17 protein-coding genes are annotated in these 15,783 nt (G+C 62.3%); 4 read left to right on the forward strand and 13 right to left on the reverse strand.

What is annotated here, in order from left to right; genetic code table 11:
• Positions 1 to 35 precede the first annotated feature (35 nt).
• Positions 36 to 1,085 carry a DUF2336 domain-containing protein gene (locus tag RWK44_RS26290; RefSeq protein WP_316029598.1) on the reverse strand — a complete coding sequence of 350 codons (1,050 nt, stop codon included), beginning with the start codon at positions 1,083 to 1,085 and terminating at the stop codon, positions 36 to 38.
• Positions 1,086 to 1,332: 247 nt separating this feature from the next.
• Positions 1,333 to 1,539: a hypothetical protein gene (locus RWK44_RS26295; RefSeq protein WP_026158597.1), complete on the reverse strand. Its 207-nt coding sequence runs from the start codon at positions 1,537 to 1,539 to the stop codon at positions 1,333 to 1,335.
• Between the two features lie 540 nt (positions 1,540 to 2,079).
• Between RWK44_RS26295 and RWK44_RS26300 the strand changes: the two genes are divergently transcribed.
• On the forward strand, positions 2,080 to 2,247 hold the full coding sequence (locus RWK44_RS26300; protein WP_165503768.1) for a hypothetical protein: 168 nt from the start codon (positions 2,080 to 2,082) through the stop codon (positions 2,245 to 2,247).
• A 13-nt stretch (positions 2,248 to 2,260) separates the two neighbouring features.
• On the opposite strand, the gene RWK44_RS26305 is transcribed toward RWK44_RS26300, so the two are convergent.
• From RWK44_RS26305 to RWK44_RS26315, 3 genes are all read right to left on the reverse strand, one after another.
• A complete protein-coding gene (locus RWK44_RS26305; RefSeq protein ID WP_017963550.1) occupies positions 2,261 to 2,809 on the reverse strand; it encodes a DUF1254 domain-containing protein in 549 nt (182 codons plus the stop codon).
• Positions 2,802 to 3,389 carry a DUF1214 domain-containing protein gene (locus RWK44_RS26310; protein WP_062945160.1) on the reverse strand — a complete coding sequence of 196 codons (588 nt, stop codon included), beginning with the start codon at positions 3,387 to 3,389 and terminating at the stop codon, positions 2,802 to 2,804. The genes RWK44_RS26305 and RWK44_RS26310 overlap by 8 nt, the downstream gene beginning before the upstream one ends.
• A 302-nt stretch (positions 3,390 to 3,691) precedes the next feature.
• Positions 3,692 to 5,902, reverse strand: a complete 2,211-nt coding sequence (locus RWK44_RS26315; RefSeq protein ID WP_316029599.1) for a transglycosylase domain-containing protein — start codon at positions 5,900 to 5,902, stop codon at positions 3,692 to 3,694.
• Positions 5,903 to 6,106: 204 nt separating this feature from the next.
• Here RWK44_RS26315 and RWK44_RS26320 point away from each other — a divergent pair, with 204 nt between their 5' ends.
• Positions 6,107 to 6,580 (forward strand): YcgN family cysteine cluster protein, encoded by a 474-nt coding sequence (locus RWK44_RS26320; RefSeq protein ID WP_316029600.1) that lies wholly within the window; start codon positions 6,107 to 6,109, stop codon positions 6,578 to 6,580.
• 6 nt (positions 6,581 to 6,586) lie between these two features.
• Here RWK44_RS26320 and RWK44_RS26325 read toward each other — a convergent pair whose 3' ends face one another.
• Positions 6,587 to 7,147 (reverse strand): TetR family transcriptional regulator, encoded by a 561-nt coding sequence (locus tag RWK44_RS26325; RefSeq protein ID WP_168284821.1) that lies wholly within the window; start codon positions 7,145 to 7,147, stop codon positions 6,587 to 6,589.
• A gap of 118 nt (positions 7,148 to 7,265) precedes the next feature.
• Between RWK44_RS26325 and RWK44_RS26330 the strand changes: the two genes are divergently transcribed.
• Positions 7,266 to 8,180, forward strand: a complete 915-nt coding sequence (locus RWK44_RS26330) for an SDR family oxidoreductase (RefSeq protein WP_316029601.1) — start codon at positions 7,266 to 7,268, stop codon at positions 8,178 to 8,180.
• Positions 8,181 to 8,335: 155 nt separating this feature from the next.
• Here RWK44_RS26330 and RWK44_RS26335 read toward each other — a convergent pair whose 3' ends face one another.
• The 4 genes from RWK44_RS26335 to RWK44_RS26350 all read right to left on the reverse strand — a co-directional run bounded on the left by RWK44_RS26335 (position 8,336) and on the right by RWK44_RS26350 (position 12,694).
• Positions 8,336 to 9,373 (reverse strand): fatty acid desaturase, encoded by a 1,038-nt coding sequence (locus RWK44_RS26335; protein WP_017959652.1) that lies wholly within the window; start codon positions 9,371 to 9,373, stop codon positions 8,336 to 8,338.
• A 911-nt stretch (positions 9,374 to 10,284) separates the two neighbouring features.
• Positions 10,285 to 10,620, reverse strand: coding sequence for a hypothetical protein (locus tag RWK44_RS26340; RefSeq protein WP_168286410.1), 336 nt, complete (start codon positions 10,618 to 10,620; stop codon positions 10,285 to 10,287).
• 199 nt (positions 10,621 to 10,819) lie between these two features.
• Positions 10,820 to 11,197, reverse strand: a complete 378-nt coding sequence (locus RWK44_RS26345; protein WP_017959655.1) for a hypothetical protein — start codon at positions 11,195 to 11,197, stop codon at positions 10,820 to 10,822.
• A 96-nt stretch (positions 11,198 to 11,293) separates the two neighbouring features.
• Positions 11,294 to 12,694 carry an MFS transporter gene (locus tag RWK44_RS26350; protein ID WP_316029602.1) on the reverse strand — a complete coding sequence of 467 codons (1,401 nt, stop codon included), beginning with the start codon at positions 12,692 to 12,694 and terminating at the stop codon, positions 11,294 to 11,296.
• Between the two features lie 123 nt (positions 12,695 to 12,817).
• Here RWK44_RS26350 and RWK44_RS26355 point away from each other — a divergent pair, with 123 nt between their 5' ends.
• Positions 12,818 to 13,780 (forward strand): LysR family transcriptional regulator, encoded by a 963-nt coding sequence (locus RWK44_RS26355; RefSeq protein ID WP_316029603.1) that lies wholly within the window; start codon positions 12,818 to 12,820, stop codon positions 13,778 to 13,780.
• 7 nt (positions 13,781 to 13,787) lie between these two features.
• Here RWK44_RS26355 and RWK44_RS26360 read toward each other — a convergent pair whose 3' ends face one another.
• The 3 genes from RWK44_RS26360 to RWK44_RS26370 form a co-directional block, all read right to left on the reverse strand.
• Positions 13,788 to 14,168, reverse strand: coding sequence for a VOC family protein (locus tag RWK44_RS26360; protein WP_131665918.1), 381 nt, complete (start codon positions 14,166 to 14,168; stop codon positions 13,788 to 13,790).
• A 127-nt stretch (positions 14,169 to 14,295) separates the two neighbouring features.
• A complete protein-coding gene (otnK, locus tag RWK44_RS26365) occupies positions 14,296 to 15,549 on the reverse strand; it encodes a 3-oxo-tetronate kinase (RefSeq protein ID WP_316029604.1) in 1,254 nt (417 codons plus the stop codon).
• A 1-nt stretch (position 15,550) separates the two neighbouring features.
• The gene (locus tag RWK44_RS26370; RefSeq protein ID WP_376775257.1) at positions 15,551 to 15,730 is read right to left on the reverse strand and encodes a hypothetical protein; all 180 of its coding nucleotides are present in this window, start codon (positions 15,728 to 15,730) and stop codon (positions 15,551 to 15,553) included.
• Positions 15,731 to 15,783 lie beyond the last annotated feature (53 nt).

Genomic DNA, 15,783 nt, shown 5'->3' on the forward strand with positions numbered 1-15,783 from the left:
ACCGCTGATCTCGGGCGAGGTCATCAACCCGCAGCTCAGCGAGACCGCCGTCCCATGACGCGCATGTCGCGCTGCGGCGGCGCCTGACGGATGAAGCGATAGTCGGGCGTTGCCGCCGGCGCGGGCATATCTGCGGTTTCCGGCTTGTAGGTGTAGCGATCGGCACGCCGCCAGGCTTCGACGCGTTCGTGGCATTCTTCCGGGTCGAGCGCATCGAGCGCCATCCAGCCCCGCGTGACGTTGTGCTGCTGTTCGGCAAGGTGCGGATAGAGTCTTTCGAGCACGAAGACGGCATCGAGAAAGCCCATGCCGAGGCTCGTCAGTGTCGTGGCGAGCTGCTGGCCGGAAAGATCGAGCATGATGCGCTCGGCAAGCCAGCGGCTGGCGGAAAGCGCATCGGCAAGTGCGGTCGCGAAATGCGTCGCCTCGCGCGAGCGCGCGAAGCGCACCAGCAGCGCCTCCTGAATGTCGGTGAGCGTGCGCAGACCGAGCCTGTCCTCGTCGGCACGGCCGAGATGGCCGGCAAGGCCAAGGATACGCTCGCGCAACGCCTCTTCATTGGCAATCCGCTGTTCCTCCAGCGCATCTGCCTCGTTTGTCTCGGTAGGCGCTGGTGAAAGCGGGACCGCCGGTGATTCCATGACTGGCGTCGATGCGCTCGCGGACCGCGGCTGGCTCTGGCGTAGCGCCACCAGTGCATCGATGACCTTCGGCGAGAGTGAATCGCGGCTGACGATCGCCTTGACATGTGCTGCACCCTGCATGCGTGCGATGGTGATCAGCGTATCGTCGGCGATTGCCTTTGAGGCGGCAAGAAAAGGGGCTGCGATCTCGATCGGCTGGTTGCCGATGAACAGCGCCACGGCGGCCGGCATGTTCTCGCATTGGGATAGCGCCGCGACCGCCTGGCGCTTGGCCTCGTCGGAGGAGGCCTGGAACAGCGGCATGAAAAGCTCGGCGAATTGGCGCAGTTCGGACCGTGTCGGATGAGACAGGTTCTCGAAACTGCTGACAGTCGCCATCAATACCACGTCCTTTTTCCTGACGGCCAAGGGGCCTTCTAGGTCTCGAAACCGGTCACGCACAAAAACACCCCGAAAACGCAGAATAAGGGGACCAAGGCCGATATGCGCTGGCGGAACGCATGTCAGGCCATACGGTTATGAACAAATCCTACACCGGTACGGTTAATGCATGCTGAAGATTTTATTAAAATGCAACAGAAATATACACGCTTAACGTGTCGCGGCATTGTCAGCCGGCAATATAAAAATGGGCGGTTTGGAAGGCGCGTTGCGACGATCGCGCATCGCTGCCGAGATAGAGGAAAAATCAGGCGATCCTATGATCGCGCAGCGCGTGCAGCAGCTTTTCGCGGCTGTCGTAACCGGCCTGATAAAGGTCGAGTGCTGCGGATGCCGCGAATTGCGCGTCGACGCTTTTGATGTCGATGCGCCGTTCTGTGCACCAGGCATCAAGCGCACTGCGCAGCACGTCGAGATCTTCAGGCGAGAAAGATGAATTCACCAGCAAAGACACCGCTTGCCCTCCGCATTCCGGCAAGAACGTGGAAATCCCGATCGATCGGAAGCCGGAAACGTGTGATCGACATGAGCGAACATACGCGCATCTGTGCGCCTCGCAATTAAATATTTTCATGATGTTTTTTTGCAACATCGCCCTTTTTCCCGGCCGGCGGATTGCAGCGCCGATGTCAACTATATGAATTGTTTCTAATTTTATCCGTTGATCTCCAGCCGGCCGTTTGCGCAGGCGGGGTGAAACCAAATCAACTCTTCGAGCGTTAAAGGGGAAGTAACGTGAACTGTGTTCGGCATCGGCCGAGTATTAGTAAACTGTTAACTGTCATCTGTCTCAATTCGGATAGGAACGACGCGATTTGAGTATTTGGATCGTTGAAACTCCGCATCACGGTATTTCAATCAGGTGCCGTGGGAAAGGCGCGAATGCCCTCGGTCCGGTCATCCCGGCACTGCAGGACGCGCCGGCCCGCACATTGGCGGGCAGGGTGAAATCCATCGCAACTTCATCCGTCTCGGGCAGTGCATGGAGACGAGAATGGCAATAGTAATTGCATTGGCGGATCGGCGGCCGCGGGCGCCGCGGCGCCCGGACAAGGAGCCCCGCGAAGCCAAGATCCTTTGGTTCACCGGCGTCCGCTACGAGCGGTTGGCCGAGAGCCCGAAACATCGTCCGGCGCCCGCGCCGCGCGTCAACAAGAAGTAACCGCTCTTCAACCTCAGCGAGCGGCGAATTGCTCGCAGCCGGCTTCCGTCAGGAAGTTGCGCGCAGCCTCATCGAAGCTCGCCTGCGGCGCCAGCGTCCGCAGCACGGCATAGCCGTCCGGCCGTGCCATTTCCACCAGGATCGCCTGCTGCAGCTCCTGCGGCAAGTTCTTGCGCAGGTCTGTCAGCTGGATCGGACTGCCGGCCAGCACATCGAGCGCGCCGCCGACCGATGTCCTGTCGTTCATGCTGAAGACCTCGTTGGAGGCGCTGTCATAGATCGCGATCGACCAGAAGGGCACATTGCCCTTGGCGGTGAAATGTACCGGCGCATCCTCGACGTCGAAGGAGCAGACGGCGGTGCGCAGGAAGGGGTCGCCATTGGCAAGGCCAGCCTCGTCATATTGGTCGCCGAGCAGGTAGAAATTATTGAGGTCGCCCTCTGCCTCCACGCGGGTCGCCGCATCCCTGCCGGTGAAATGCGGCAGCGACAGGATGATGACGAGATGCAGCAGGGCTGCGCCGAAAAGGCCGGTCAGGACGGCGAAAAATATCCTAAGCATTGCCGCATCCGGTCTTGGTGAGCTTCGGCATAGCGAGGTCGATCACGCCGGAACTGCCGGCTGTCGGTGTGTCGAACAGCGTGAGCACCAGCCGGAAGGTGCCGGCCTCTGGCAATGCCAGCCAGTTGCCCGGCTGCGCGACGGCGGAGATCTCAACCGAGAAACTGCTGTCTTGATTGCGCAGCACCGTCCAGGAATTGAGCGCTGAGGGATGCCCGGTCTTCACCGCTGCCGGATTGCCGCCATTGTCGGCGGTAAAGAGCGTCCAGAGCCGGGCAGGCGGCGTCTGCCCGCTGATGCGGTAGCGGCAATTGGCATTCAGCCGCGCGCCCTCGTCGTCGACGCTCGCCGTGAAGGTCAGGCCCTCGGCGCTGCCATAGAGCAGCTTGCCGGCGCGCGCCCGGTGCGACTTGGCGTAAGGATCGGCCTCGACTGTCTGCAACGCCGGAAAGGCCTCCCAGGCACCGAGCTTGATCGCCCCGAAACCCTGTGTCGCGTCCAGCGCATAAAGCGAAATCATGATCCCGCCGCCGAAGGCGACGATCAGCGTGATCGCGATAAAGAGGGGGAATCGAAACACGTCATGACCTTGGAAACCATATCGGATGAAACGGTTACCACTGATTCTGGCAGGGTGGAATGCCGCGCCGTGACATAGGCGCCGATTGATCCACGTTATGCAAAGTGCGGCAACAGGGCTGTCCGGTTTGCGCGAATGGCTGCCCCTCACCCTAACCCTCTCCCCGTAAACGGGGCGAGGGGACGTGCCCTACGAGAGGTGTGCGGGGAACGGAGAGGTGGCGACATGGTCCCTTCGCCCCGTTTACGGGGAGAAGGTGGCGGCAGCCGGATGAGGGGCAGTCCGGCAATCTCCTGGGCCAACTACTCCGCGCTCGCCACCTTCGCCGGCGCGAGCGGGGCGGCATCCTTCAGCTTCTCGCCGAGCTTCTTGAGGATGCCAGTCGATTGAACCGAGAGCATGCGCGGCCGGATGAGCTGCGGCAATCCATCCTGCGGCTTGGCGGCGGCAGTCTTGGCGAGGTCCTTTTCCGAGGGCAGCGGGTTTTCGACGCCGGGGATGGCGCGCAGCGTGACGCCCTGATGGGCGTAGTCCATGGCGCGCTTGAAGGTCATCGCCGGCAGCGAGCCGCCGGTCATCTCGTTGGTCGAGGTGTAGTCGTCATTGCCGAACCAGACGGCGCAGGTGTAGTTGCCGGTGAAGCCGACGAACCAGGCGTCGCGATAGGCCTGGGTCGTGCCGGTCTTGCCGGCCGTCAGGATGCCGTTGTCGAGGGCCGCCTTGCGCGCCGTGCCGACATAGGGAACGCGCGACAGCATCTGGTTCATATAGGCGTCGGCCTGTTCGGAGAGCACACGCTTCGGCGCCGGCTCGTCGCGGTCGAAATCGTAAAGCACGTCGCCGTCGTAATCGAGGATCTGGGTGATGCCGTGGCGGCGCGACTGGTAGCCGCCGGCCGGGAAGGTGGCATAGGCGGTCGCCTGGTCGAGCACCGTCACCTCGGAGGTGCCGATCGGAATGGTGACGTCGTCGCGGATCGGCGTTTCGACGCCGAGGTTCTTCGCCATCGCCCGGATCGGCTGAATACCGAGTTTTTCCTTGGCGAGCCGCACCGGCACGGTGTTGATCGACTGGGCGATCGCGGTCTCAAGCGTGATGCGGCCGGCATAGCGGTTTGCGTAATTATGCGGGCTCCAGTTGCCCCAGTAGATCGGCGCATCGACGATCGTCGTCTGCGGCGTCATGCCGCTCTCCATCGCCACTGCATAAGTGTAGACCTTGAAGGACGAGCCTGGCTGGCGCAGCGCCCTGCTGGCGCGGTTGAACTGGCTCTCGCCGTAATCCCGGCCGCCGACCATGGCGCGCACGGCGCCGCCGTTTTCGATCATCACCATCGCGCCCTGCTTGGCGTGATAGGCCTCGCCATATTCGCGCAGCGACGTCTCGACCGAATCCTCCGCCGCCTGCTGGATGCCCATGTCGATCGTCGTGCGCACGATCAGCGAATGCTGGTGGAAGCGCGACGAAAGCCGCTGGACCTCGTCGAAAGCCCAATCGAGGAAGAAATCGGGCGATTCCACCTCGTTGCGGTCGACGACGGTAGCTGGATTGCGCCTGGCGGCGATCACCTGGCCCTCGGTCATCAGCCCGCTTTGGACGAGATTGGTCAGCACTTCGTTGGCGCGGGCACGCGCCGCCGGCAGGTTGACATGCGGCGCGTATTTCGCCGGCGCCTTGAACAGGCCGGCAAGCATGGCGGATTCGGCGAGGTTCACATCGGTGATGTTCTTGCCGAAATAGAACTGCGCCGCCGCCGCTGCGCCAAAAGTGCCGCCGCCCATATAGGCGCGGTCGAGATAGGTGGAGAGGATTTCCTTCTTGGAAAGGTTCGCCTCGAGCCAAAGCGCCAGGAACGCCTCGGTGACCTTGCGGTCGATCGAGCGTTCGTTCGACAGGAACAGGTTCTTGGCGAGCTGCTGCGTCAGCGTCGAGCCGCCTTGGACGACTTCGCCGGCGCGCGCATTCTCGCTCATGGCGCGGAAGAGGCCGATGAAATCTATACCGAAATGGTCGAAAAAGCGCCGGTCCTCGGTGGCGAGCACCGATTTGATCAGCGAATCCGGCAGCTCGTCGATCGGCACGGAATTCTGGTGGATGACGCCGCGATGGCCGATGACATTGCCGTAGCGGTCGGTAAAGGTGACGGCGAAATCGCCCCGGTTGCGCCAGTCTTCCTTGGTCGCCTCGAAGGCGGGCTGGGCAAGCAGCAGCATCAACACCGAGCCGGCCGCTCCGAGCGTCAGTCCTTCGCCGGCAAGTTCGAAGACCATGCGCTTCCAGCCGCGCACGCGGAAGCGGCGGAAGAAAATGGTGATGTCTTCCCAGATCTCGGCGGCGCGGAAGCCGGCGTTCCAGACGGTCGAATCGATCCAGGAATCGATACGCAGCAGAATGTGACGGCTCTTCGCCGGCCGCTTTTCCGCCGTCTCGTTCGCCGCTTTTCCGGGCCTTTTTTCTGGCCCGTTTCCTGGCCCACTTCCTGGCCCATTTCCTGGGTTGTCCGGATCCTGCACGTCCTGTATTCCCGCCTGATCTCGCTTTGGTCATACCCGACGAAAGCGCGAGGCCCGCATATGGCCGCAAAGCTCTCCGATACGAGGAAAGAATTCTCCGAGTATCAGGAGTATGCTGAAGGATTGATTGATTTTGCGGCTGATAACAAGAGAGATGCATCAGGGTCACGCGAATTTGCGGGTTGCTGTTGCAAGAAACGAACGATGAACGATCTGCCCTTCTGGAAGAGTAAGACGCTTGCCGAAATGACCGTCGCCGAGTGGGAAAGCCTCTGCGACGGCTGCGGCCTCTGTTGTCTCAATAAAATCGAGGAATGGGATAGCGGCGATATCTATTTCACCTCGGTCAGCTGCAAGCTGCTCGACGGCGAAAGCTGTCGCTGCTCCAGCTATGAGAACCGCTGGGATTTCGTGCCGGACTGCGTGCAGCTGACGAAGGAGAATGTGCCCGATATCGCCTGGCTGCCGCCCACCTGCGGCTACCGGCTGGTCAATGAAGGCCGCGACCTCTACTGGTGGCATCCGCTCGTCTCCGGCGACCCGGAGACCGTCCATGCAGCCGGCATTTCCGCGAGAGGCCGCGCGATCAACGAAAATGAGATCGATCTCGACGACCTCGAAGATTACGTCGTCGATTGGCCGCTGACCGTGGGCGAGGAGAAGGACGAAGAAGCGTAGGCGGGCTCAGGATTTAAGCGCGGCGAGGAAGCGCCGAAGCTCCGTCTCCACATAGGCGGCCACCGGCCCCTCGGCGCCAAAACCCCACCAGATGAGCGAACCCTGCCATTGCGACAGCATCAGCCGGGCGATCGTCTCCGGCGCCTTCGCCGATCCGAAACATTGCGCGATTGCCGCCGTCAGTGCCGTTCCCCAGGCCGCACCCCGGGCGCGCAGCACCGGATCGCGGAAATCCTCGCGAAGCACCAGCAGTCCCTCGCCATAGGCAGCGGCATTGTCGCCGTAATCCTGCGACAGACCGACGAGCAGCACGACGGCGCCGTCCGGCGTTTTCGGCACGGTCTCGGCAAGCCGCGCCGTTTCCGAATCCAGCCTGTCCCAGGCATAAAGCAGCGCTGCGCGCAGCATCGCCGCTTTCGTGGCGAAACGCTGCACCAGCGTCGAACCGGAAAGTCCGCTGGCTTTCGCCACCGCCGCAAAGGTCGCTGCATCCGGCCCCTCGGCATGAATCAGCGCCAGCACCATGGCGAGAAGCTGTTCGTCGGACAGTGTGCGGCGGCGCGGCATGAAATTCCTCTTGCATTCAGGTCGTATATAAACGATCATTCGTTTATAAACAAGCGGCGCTGGCTAATACTTGGCGCTTCATTACGGCATGAGGCGTTCTAGCGTGGAGGATGGAGAAGTGACAGCGAACTTGCGGGAGAAAGTGGCCTTGGTGGCGGGTGCTACGCGTGGCGCCGGCCGCGGCGTCGCGGTGGAACTCGGCGCCGCCGGCGCCACCGTCTACGTGACCGGGCGCACGACGCGCGCTCAGCAATCCGAGTATGCCAGGCCGGAGACGATCGAAGAGACGGCCGAACTGGTAACCGCCGCAGGCGGTAAGGGTATCGCCGTGCAGGTGGACCATCTCGTCAAGCAACAGGTCGAGGCGCTGGTCGCCCGCATCCGCGAGGAGGCCGGCCGACTCGATATTCTCGTCAACGACATCTGGGGCTGCGAGAAACTGTTCGAATGGGACAAGGCCGTCTGGGAGCATTCGCTGGATAAGGGCCTGCGCATGCTGCAGCTCGGCATCGAGACGCATCTGATCACCGCACATTACGCCCTGCCGCTGATGATCGAGCGGCCCGGCGGGCTGCTGGTGGAGATGACCGACGGCACGGCCGAATACAATGCCACCCATTACCGGCTGTCGCCCTTTTACGACCTCGTCAAGACAGGCGTCACCCGCATGGCCTGGGCGCATGCGCAAGATCTGGCGAAACACGGCGCCACCGCCGTTTCGATCACGCCCGGCTGGCTGCGTTCGGAAATGATGCTGGATGCTTATGGTGTTCGCGAGGAGAACTGGAGCGAGGCGACGAAAGTACAGCCGCATTTCGCCATTTCCGAAACCCCGCGCTTCGTCGGCCGGGCCGTTGCGGCCATCGCCGCCGATCCCGACCGCGCCCGCTGGAACGGCCAGTCGCTGTCGAGCGGCGGAGTGGCCAAGACCTATGGCTTCGACGATATCGACGGTTCGCGGCCGGATTGCTGGCGCTACATGGTGGAAGTGCAGGAGCCGGGCGGACCGGCGGATGTGACAGACTATCGCTAGAGCATGATGCCGAAAAGTGTGAGCGGTTTTCGGACGACAACATGCTCTAACTGTTTAATTTAGAACAGGATGATTTTACTGGAGCAATTCCAGGAACAAAAGGTTAGAGCGGCTCTGCGCTTCCGTGAAAGCTAAACCGCTCTAACGCCCCGTTATCATGCTGTGGCAAGCCGCGCCGCCTCGCGAAACGAGACCAGTCGCTTCGTCTGCTCGTCCCACAGCACCAGCTTGACGCAGCGCAGGCTTTCCATGAGCGTGATGCGGCCCAGATCGGCAAGCTCAGGATGATCTCGCAGCACCTCCGGCAGCCGGTAGTAAGGCACCCGGCTCGACAGATGATGCACGTGGTGGATGCCGATATTGCCGGTGATCCACCGCAGCACTGGCGGCAGGTCGTAATGCGAGGCGCCGTGCAGGGCCGCATGCTGGAACTGCCAGTCCGGCTCCTTCGACCAATGTGTTTCCTCGAATTGATGCTGCACGTAGAACAACCAAACGCCGGCAGCACCTGCCAGAAGCACGGTCGGCAGATGCACCAGTAAAAAGGGGACGATCCCGACCGCCCAGATCAGCAGCGCGGCGACCACCGCGATGGCAAGATTGGTCGCCATGGTCGAGATCCAGGGCAGGGCGCCGGAGCGCATCATGCCGAAAGGCAGGCGCTGCTTGAAGAGGAACAGCCATGCCGGTCCGATCCCGAACATCACGATCGGGTGCCGGTAGAGCCGGTAGCCAAGCCGGCCCCAGCGCGACAGCGCGTTATATTCGGCGATCGTCAGCGTTTCGATATCGCCAACGCCGCGCTCGTCCAGGTTTCCGGCCGAGGCGTGGTGTTCCGCATGCGCCCGGCGCCAGTAGTCGTAGGGCGTCAGCGTCAGGATGCCGATCGTGCGTCCAACCCAGTCGTCGACGCGGCGACGAGCGAAAAACGAGCCGTGGCCGCAATCATGCTGGATCATGAACAGCCGGAGCAGGAAAGCAGCGGCGGGAAGGATGAGGATCAGGCCGGGCCAGAAACTGTAATGAACCGCTGCCCAAGCGGCAGCCCAGAACAGCGCGAAGGGGACGACTGTGACGGCAAGCTCGAAGGCGCTGCGTCCGGCCCGCGGCTGGCGATATCCGGCAAGGATCTTCAGCCAGCGCTTTTCTGCGAAAAGTGCGGATCGCTCCGGGTTGTCGTCGGGCTCTCCCAAAGGGGCCACTTGGATTTCCTCGCACTCGCTGCGGCGCGCAGATTCGATCATAGAGTGACGCCGTGAAAGGCGGCGATCGCCGAAAAGCCGAGTGCAATCACCACGGCCGAGCGAATGAGGAAGAGCGGATAGTCGAAGTTGTACATTGTATTAAGAGTTGTCATGGTTGCAGCAATTCCTGTTTTTCCGAAAACATGTCAATGGGTGATGGTGTCGCGCCGGAGCGCGGCGCGTCCGACAAGACGCGCTATCACTGGCGCTGTTATGCGCACGGGGGCGGAGCGGGGGCTCGATAAGAGGTTCTATTTCTTTGGAGCACTGCCCTGCGGGGCAGTTTTGGTCGCCGTCTTCATCTGATTGGCGAATGTGCTTTCCACCTTCGCTGCCTGCTTGTCCTTCTTCGGCTTCCGGACCTCGCGATTGCTTCTTACTTGTCCTTTTGCCATCGATAAAATCTCCCTTTAGATCGAAATTGAAAGCCGCAGCCTGCGTGGTATTCGCCCCGCTTGTCGGTCGCGATCGGAGATCGCGGGATCGTCATGAGGGGCAACCCGACAACACCGGGCCGCAGGGATGGAATGAAAATGATGCCTGCTGAAACCGCATCGCAGTCTGGAGGCGGATGACCGGAGAGGTCACCGAAAGCCAAACCCGACGTTGAGACGGGACGTCACCATGCTTTCGCGATCGGGAAAATGGCGGGGCCGGAAATCCGGTCACCGCAAATGCCGCATCGGCCAAATCAGCGAGCCCTCCTTATAGAGTAAAATTGAGGTGCCATTAAGGCCGCCGCCGCAGGAAAGCCATATTTCCACAGGGGATAAAGCGTGCCGCGCAAAGGGGGCGGCGGTTTTGCGATAACGACATTCGAAACAATAGGACTAAAGCGAGAGATGAATCTTCCGACGCGCTTAGTCATTCACGGGAAACAGGCGGATCAGCTTCGTTCTTTCCATCTCCGCACGGCCTGATGCAGACATGATGCCGCGGGCCAAACAGAGTTCTATGTCCCGTCCGATATCGAGCGGCACCAGCATGCCGCCGGCCTTGAGCAGGCGGTCTGTCATCGACAGAAGCATATCCACTTTCGCCTGGCAGCCATCGCTTTCCAGGAGCGCCACCCGGCGCTCCCTATCGATGTCGGCAAGATCGCTAGCCTGTTGCCGTTGTTGGTAAGCCCCGAATTGCACCCATCCGAAATAACCGGCCGCTGCGACGCAGATACAAAGCAGGAGGGTTTTTCGCACAATATTCCTTCGGAGCCGGGCGGCTCGCTTGCCGCTAAAGCATGTCGCGCAAAAGTGTGAAGCGGTTTTGCGCTAACGGCATGCGTAAAACAAAAACCTAAAGCGCGAGGAGTGAATCTGAAAGATCGCGACGCGCTTTAGAACATCAGTGAGAGCATGATGTCGTCCGAAAACCGCTCACACTTTTCGGCATCATGCTCTAGCCGGCGACGCGTCTTTCACGGGGCAATCCCTGTATCGCATATCGATTGAAGACGGGGGTTATCGGTTTCGGCGGCGTCTTCAGCTTGCCGAAATGGTGTTCGAGCGCTTGTGAGAGCATGGCCGGCGAGGTGACGCCCTCTTCGAACAGCCTGATCAACAGTATGGCCGCGACGTTGAAGACGCGTTCGTTGCCGATCAGGATTTTGGCGTCGTAGCCGGCGTCGTCGAGCACGCCTTGCAGCATGTCGAGATCGGACGAAGTCAGATGCGACTTTTCGAAAGTGGAAGACATCGGTCCTCCTTTCATCGGGGCAAGGGTATAAAAACCCTCAGTCGGCAGCGCCCGTACACTGGCTGCCGAAGTTGCGACCATGCGCCTTTCACCCAGGCAACGCAACGGGATTCTTGCTGCAGATATCGCTCCGGTTGATGAGTAGCCCGCACCGGTCAGGGTGCGGGCTGATGACGGTCATTCCGCCGCCTGATAGCTGGGTCTCCGGGCGGCCGATGTCCGCGGACCGGCGGCTGCAAGCAAGGTAATCGCCACCGCAAGCAGCGCCACGAAGGCGATGCCGGCGACATAGGGGTCCCAGCCGAAGTGCGGTGCGGCGCCGAAGACTGCCGAGGCCGCCGCAAGCACGATGCCGCCGCCGATCTGGAAGGAGGCGAAGAGCAGTCCGGAGGCGAGCCCCGACTTATCGTCCTCAACGTCCGAAAGGGCCGCGACCTGCACTGAGGGGTAGGTCATGGCGTAACCGAGGCCGAGTGGGATCTGCGAAAACAGCACGAGCAGGATCGGGTCGACATGTCCGAGTGCGGCCACCCAGAAGATATAGCTGAACGCTTGCAGGCCGACACCCGCCGCCATCAGCCCGGTGGCGCCGCGATTTTGCGCGAGCGTCGCAAAACGTGGCGCCAGGAACATGACGAAGACGCCGCCAAGCGCAAAACAGAAGCCGGTGGTGAAGGCCGACCAGCCGATGACGTTTTGATAATAGAGCGTCGCCAGGAACTGGAAGCCGACATAGGCGCCCTGGAAGAGGGCGGCGATGGCATTTGCATGCCGGAGCTTGGCTCGGCGGAACATGCCGAGCGGAACCATCGGATCGGCATGGCGCGCTTCGACCACGAGGAAGAGCAGGATCAGCACCAGCGACGCGGCGAGCGAACCCCAGGTCGGGAAGGCCCGCCAGCCGGCGGCTGCGGCATTGGTGATGCCGAAGACGAAGAGCAGCAGTCCGGGCGTGATCGTCAGCGCGCCGGCCCAGTCGAAGCTCGGCCGCGGTCCCGTCCTTTTCGGGTCGGCCGGCAGCGCCAGCGGCGCAAGAAGGAGCGTCAGTATGGCGACAGGCGCGCCCATGACAAGGGTCGCCCGCCAGCTGAAGATCGTCGCGGCACCGCCGAGCACCATGCCGAGCACGAAGCCGGTGGCGCCGGTCGAGGCGAAGACCCCGAGCGCCTTTGCCCGTGCGGTTCCCTCGCCGAAGACCGAGAGCAGCAGCGCAAGGGCGGCAGGCGCAGTGAAGGCGGCGGCAATGCCCTTGATCAAGCGGGCGGCAATCAGCGTCGGCCCGCTATCGACGAAGCCGCCGGCGATGCTGGCGGCGGCAAAAATCGCCAGCGACCAAAGGAAGACGCGGCGATGGCCGAAGACGTCGGCGACCCGGCCGCCGAGCAGCAGGAAGCCGCCATAACCGAGCACATAGGCGCTGACGGCCCATTGCAGCGATGTCGCCTCCATGCCGAGTTCGGCCTGGATGGCAGGAAGCGCGACACCAATGGTGGAGACGTCCATGGCGTCGAGGAAGTTGGCGGTGCAGAGCAGCAGCAATGCCAGCCCCGCCCCGCTTCGCGATTTGGAAAGAGTCATCGAAATCGTTCCTTCGTTGCTGCCGCCTCATCGGGGGAAGTTGCCGGGCGGCAGGGAACGAGAAAATGTACAGCTTCCATTCCTATTGCAAATTGATAGTAGCCATGCCAGGTATTACTGACGATGATGAATGACGCCACGCTTCGCAAGATCGATCTCAATCTCCTGCTGGCCTTTTCGGTGCTGATGCAGGAGCGCAACGTCAGTCGCGCCGCCGAGCGGCTGCTGCTCGGCCAGCCGGGCCTGTCGGCTGCTTTGCGGCGCCTTCGCGAGGCGCTGGACGATGAATTGTTCGTGCGTGTCGGCCGCGGCCTGCAGCCGACGCCGCGCGCCCTTTCCATCGCCCCGGCGATCGAGGATGCGCTGTCGGGCATCGAGCGCGCCATCCGCCCGCAGGCCGAGTTCGATCCGGCAAGCTGGAAGGGCGAGTTCCGCATCGGCATGTGCGACAATCTCGAATCGGCCTTCTTCGGCCCGCTTGCCGCCCGTCTTCTAAAGCTTTCACCCGGCGCCCGGCTGATCGGCATCGCTTCCGAAAAGCGCGATGCCGCACGCCGGCTGGATGAAGGCGTTTTCGATTTCAGCGTCGCGATGCACGACGAGCCCGCCTCCTGGCACATTCGCGCGCCGCTGTTCGACCAAGTCTCGATCTGCATCTACGATGAAGCTCAGCTCGGGCTGAAGGCGCCGTTGAGCCTCAAGGATTTCGCCAATGTCGCGCATGTCACCGTCTCGTTCGAAGGCAACACCTCGACCGGTATCGACATGGCGCTGAACCGCACCGGCGATGTGAGACAGGTGGTGGCGACCGTCCCGCGCTTTTCCGCTCTGCCGATGGTGCTGAAGGCGATGCCCGCCATTGCCACCGTGCCGGAATCGATCGGTCGCTGCATGGCGCAGTTACATGGGCTGATGCTTTGCGAGCCGCCGCTTTCGCTGCCGGCCGATCCCGTGACGATGCTTTATCGCCGAGTCGACCAGACGGACGGCCGGGCGCGCTGGTTCCGTCGCCTGTTCATCGATGTAGCCAATAAAGCGCTCGAAGCTTCCGGCTGCTGCGTATCCATTCCGAGAGCCGCTGCCTGACGGTCCCTTACAGTTCGCCTTTGTGGAAATACGCTTCGAGGCGGTAGCCGTCCGGGTCGATGATGAAGGCGGCGTAATAGAATTGCCCATAATCCGGCCGCACACCTGGTTCGCCATTATCCGTGCCGCCGGATGCAACGGCCGCCGCGTGAAAGGCATCGACCGCGGCCTCATCAGGCGCGACGAAGCAGAAATGCAGCCCGGATCGCATGTCGGCAACAACAGGCTGCTCGACCTGCATCACCCAGAGCCCGACCGTTTCCGGGCCGTAGCCGATCATGGTGTCGGAATTAGACAGGCGCTCATATCCGAGTGGCGCCAGCGCCGCATCGTAGAAACGGCGGGCTCTTTCCAAGTCTTTTACGCCGATGGAGATATGATCGAACATGGACTGCGAACTCCTTCTCTGCTCATCCCCGGTGTGAGCTCTCTCACCCCCAAGATGGCACGATGACAACATCTTTCAACCGCCGTTCTAAGTCAGCGAACGGGCGCATCGTCAGCGGCCTGCGCGCTCATTCATGGCCGGCGATTCTGTCCAGCGCCTTGGCGAAGAAATCGGGGGCTCCGAAATTGCCGCTCTTCAGCGCAAGCCCGAGCGGTCCGGAGCGGTCGGCCACGAGAACCGGCACGCCGGGATCGATCTCCGGCCCGATCATCATGTTCTTGAGACCGAGCGCTTCCACCACCGCGCCGGAGGTTTCTCCGCCGCCGACGACGATCTGCCGCATGCCGGCATCGGCGAGCCGCCGCGCCAGCCCGCCAAAGAAGGTCTCGATTTTTTCAGCCACGTCCTCGCGCCCGAAACGCTGCTGCACGAAGCTCACCACTTCAGGAGCGGCTGTCGAATAGACGATCGGATTTTCGGCGACATTCGCTTCCACCCAGCGTGCCGCGCGCTCCACCGACATCGAGCCGCGCATCAGCACCGCCGGATCGATCGCAAGCCCCGGATGGTTCTGCAGGTGGCAGGCGACCTGGTTCTGCGAGGTCGTGGAGCAGGAGCCGCAGATCACGACACCGGGACCCTTGACCAGAGGCACTTCGTCCGCCGTACCTGAGAGCTTGCCCTGGTTGCGGAAATTCTGCGGCAAGCCCTGCGCAATGCCAGAGCCGCCGGTCACCAGCTTGTGGTCGGCGACCGCGGCCGCGATCGTCGCCAGGTCGTCGTCCTCGATGGCGTCGACGACGACGAGGCGGTGGCCGGCGGTGAGTTCGGCGCGCAGGCCGTTGCGCAAGGCCGCAGCGCCCGAGCGCACCACGTCGAGCGCAATGCTGCCGATTTCGCCTTTCGTCTGCTGCTGCAGCCAGCGGCGGATGTCGGGATCGGTCATCGGCGTCAACGGATGGTTCTGCATGCCGGATTCGCTGAGAAGCCGGTCGCCGACGAAGAGATGTCCCATGAAAAGCCGCCGTCCGGTCGCCGGAAAGGCCGGGCAGACGACGGCGACGCCGGTGCCGGTGAGGCGCAGCAGCGCTTCGGCCACCGGCCCGATATTGCCTGAAGGCGTCGAATCGAAGGTCGAGCAATATTTGAAGACGATCTGCTCGCAGCCCTGCTCGAGCAGCCAGCGCGCCGCCTCCAGCGACTGGCGCACCGCATCGTCAACCGGCGCCGAGCGCGTTTTCAGCGCGACGACGCCGGCCTCGCAATCCGTCTTGCCGCGGCCGGTGCCGACGAACTGCACGGTCGACATGCCGCCTCTCGCAAGCGTGTTGGCAAGATCGCTGGCGCCGGTGAAATCATCGGCAATCGCCCCAAGCAGCATGTCAGGAAAGCTCCGGCAGGCGGCCTTCGAGCTCGTCCTCGATAGGTACGCGAATGATCTCGTCGAAGGATGTTTCAGCGCTGAAACCGAGCGCCTGCGCCCGGCTCGCATCGAAATTGCCCGGCGCAGCCACCAGCTTGCGGCAGACCATCTCGGCCGCGCCTATGACAAGGTTTTTCATCTGAAGCGGCCCTCCACTCGAAGACATCGACGCCGACTTCCGGCGCGAGTCGG

The organism is Rhizobium sp. 25PS6, assembly GCF_032464655.1.
Classification (GTDB): domain Bacteria; phylum Pseudomonadota; class Alphaproteobacteria; order Rhizobiales; family Rhizobiaceae; genus Rhizobium; species Rhizobium laguerreae.

What these genes read in the sequence shown, in the direction of transcription:
- RWK44_RS26300 (WP_165503768.1), top strand. Translation starts at nt 2,080, where the DNA reads ATGGCAATAGTAATTGCATTGGCGGATCGGCGGCCGCGGGCGCCGCGG.
- RWK44_RS26305 (WP_017963550.1), bottom strand. Translation starts at nt 2,809, where the DNA reads ATGCTTAGGATATTTTTCGCCGTCCTGACCGGCCTTTTCGGCGCAGCC.
- RWK44_RS26320 (WP_316029600.1), top strand. Translation starts at nt 6,107, where the DNA reads ATGAACGATCTGCCCTTCTGGAAGAGTAAGACGCTTGCCGAAATGACC.
- RWK44_RS26325 (WP_168284821.1), bottom strand. Translation starts at nt 7,147, where the DNA reads ATGCCGCGCCGCCGCACACTGTCCGACGAACAGCTTCTCGCCATGGTG.
- RWK44_RS26345 (WP_017959655.1), bottom strand. Translation starts at nt 11,197, where the DNA reads ATGGTCGCAACTTCGGCAGCCAGTGTACGGGCGCTGCCGACTGAGGGT.
- RWK44_RS26350 (WP_316029602.1), bottom strand. Translation starts at nt 12,694, where the DNA reads ATGACTCTTTCCAAATCGCGAAGCGGGGCGGGGCTGGCATTGCTGCTG.
- RWK44_RS26355 (WP_316029603.1), top strand. Translation starts at nt 12,818, where the DNA reads ATGATGAATGACGCCACGCTTCGCAAGATCGATCTCAATCTCCTGCTG.
- RWK44_RS26360 (WP_131665918.1), bottom strand. Translation starts at nt 14,168, where the DNA reads ATGTTCGATCATATCTCCATCGGCGTAAAAGACTTGGAAAGAGCCCGC.
- otnK (WP_316029604.1), bottom strand. Translation starts at nt 15,549, where the DNA reads ATGCTGCTTGGGGCGATTGCCGATGATTTCACCGGCGCCAGCGATCTT.
- RWK44_RS26370 (WP_376775257.1), bottom strand. Translation starts at nt 15,730, where the DNA reads ATGAAAAACCTTGTCATAGGCGCGGCCGAGATGGTCTGCCGCAAGCTG.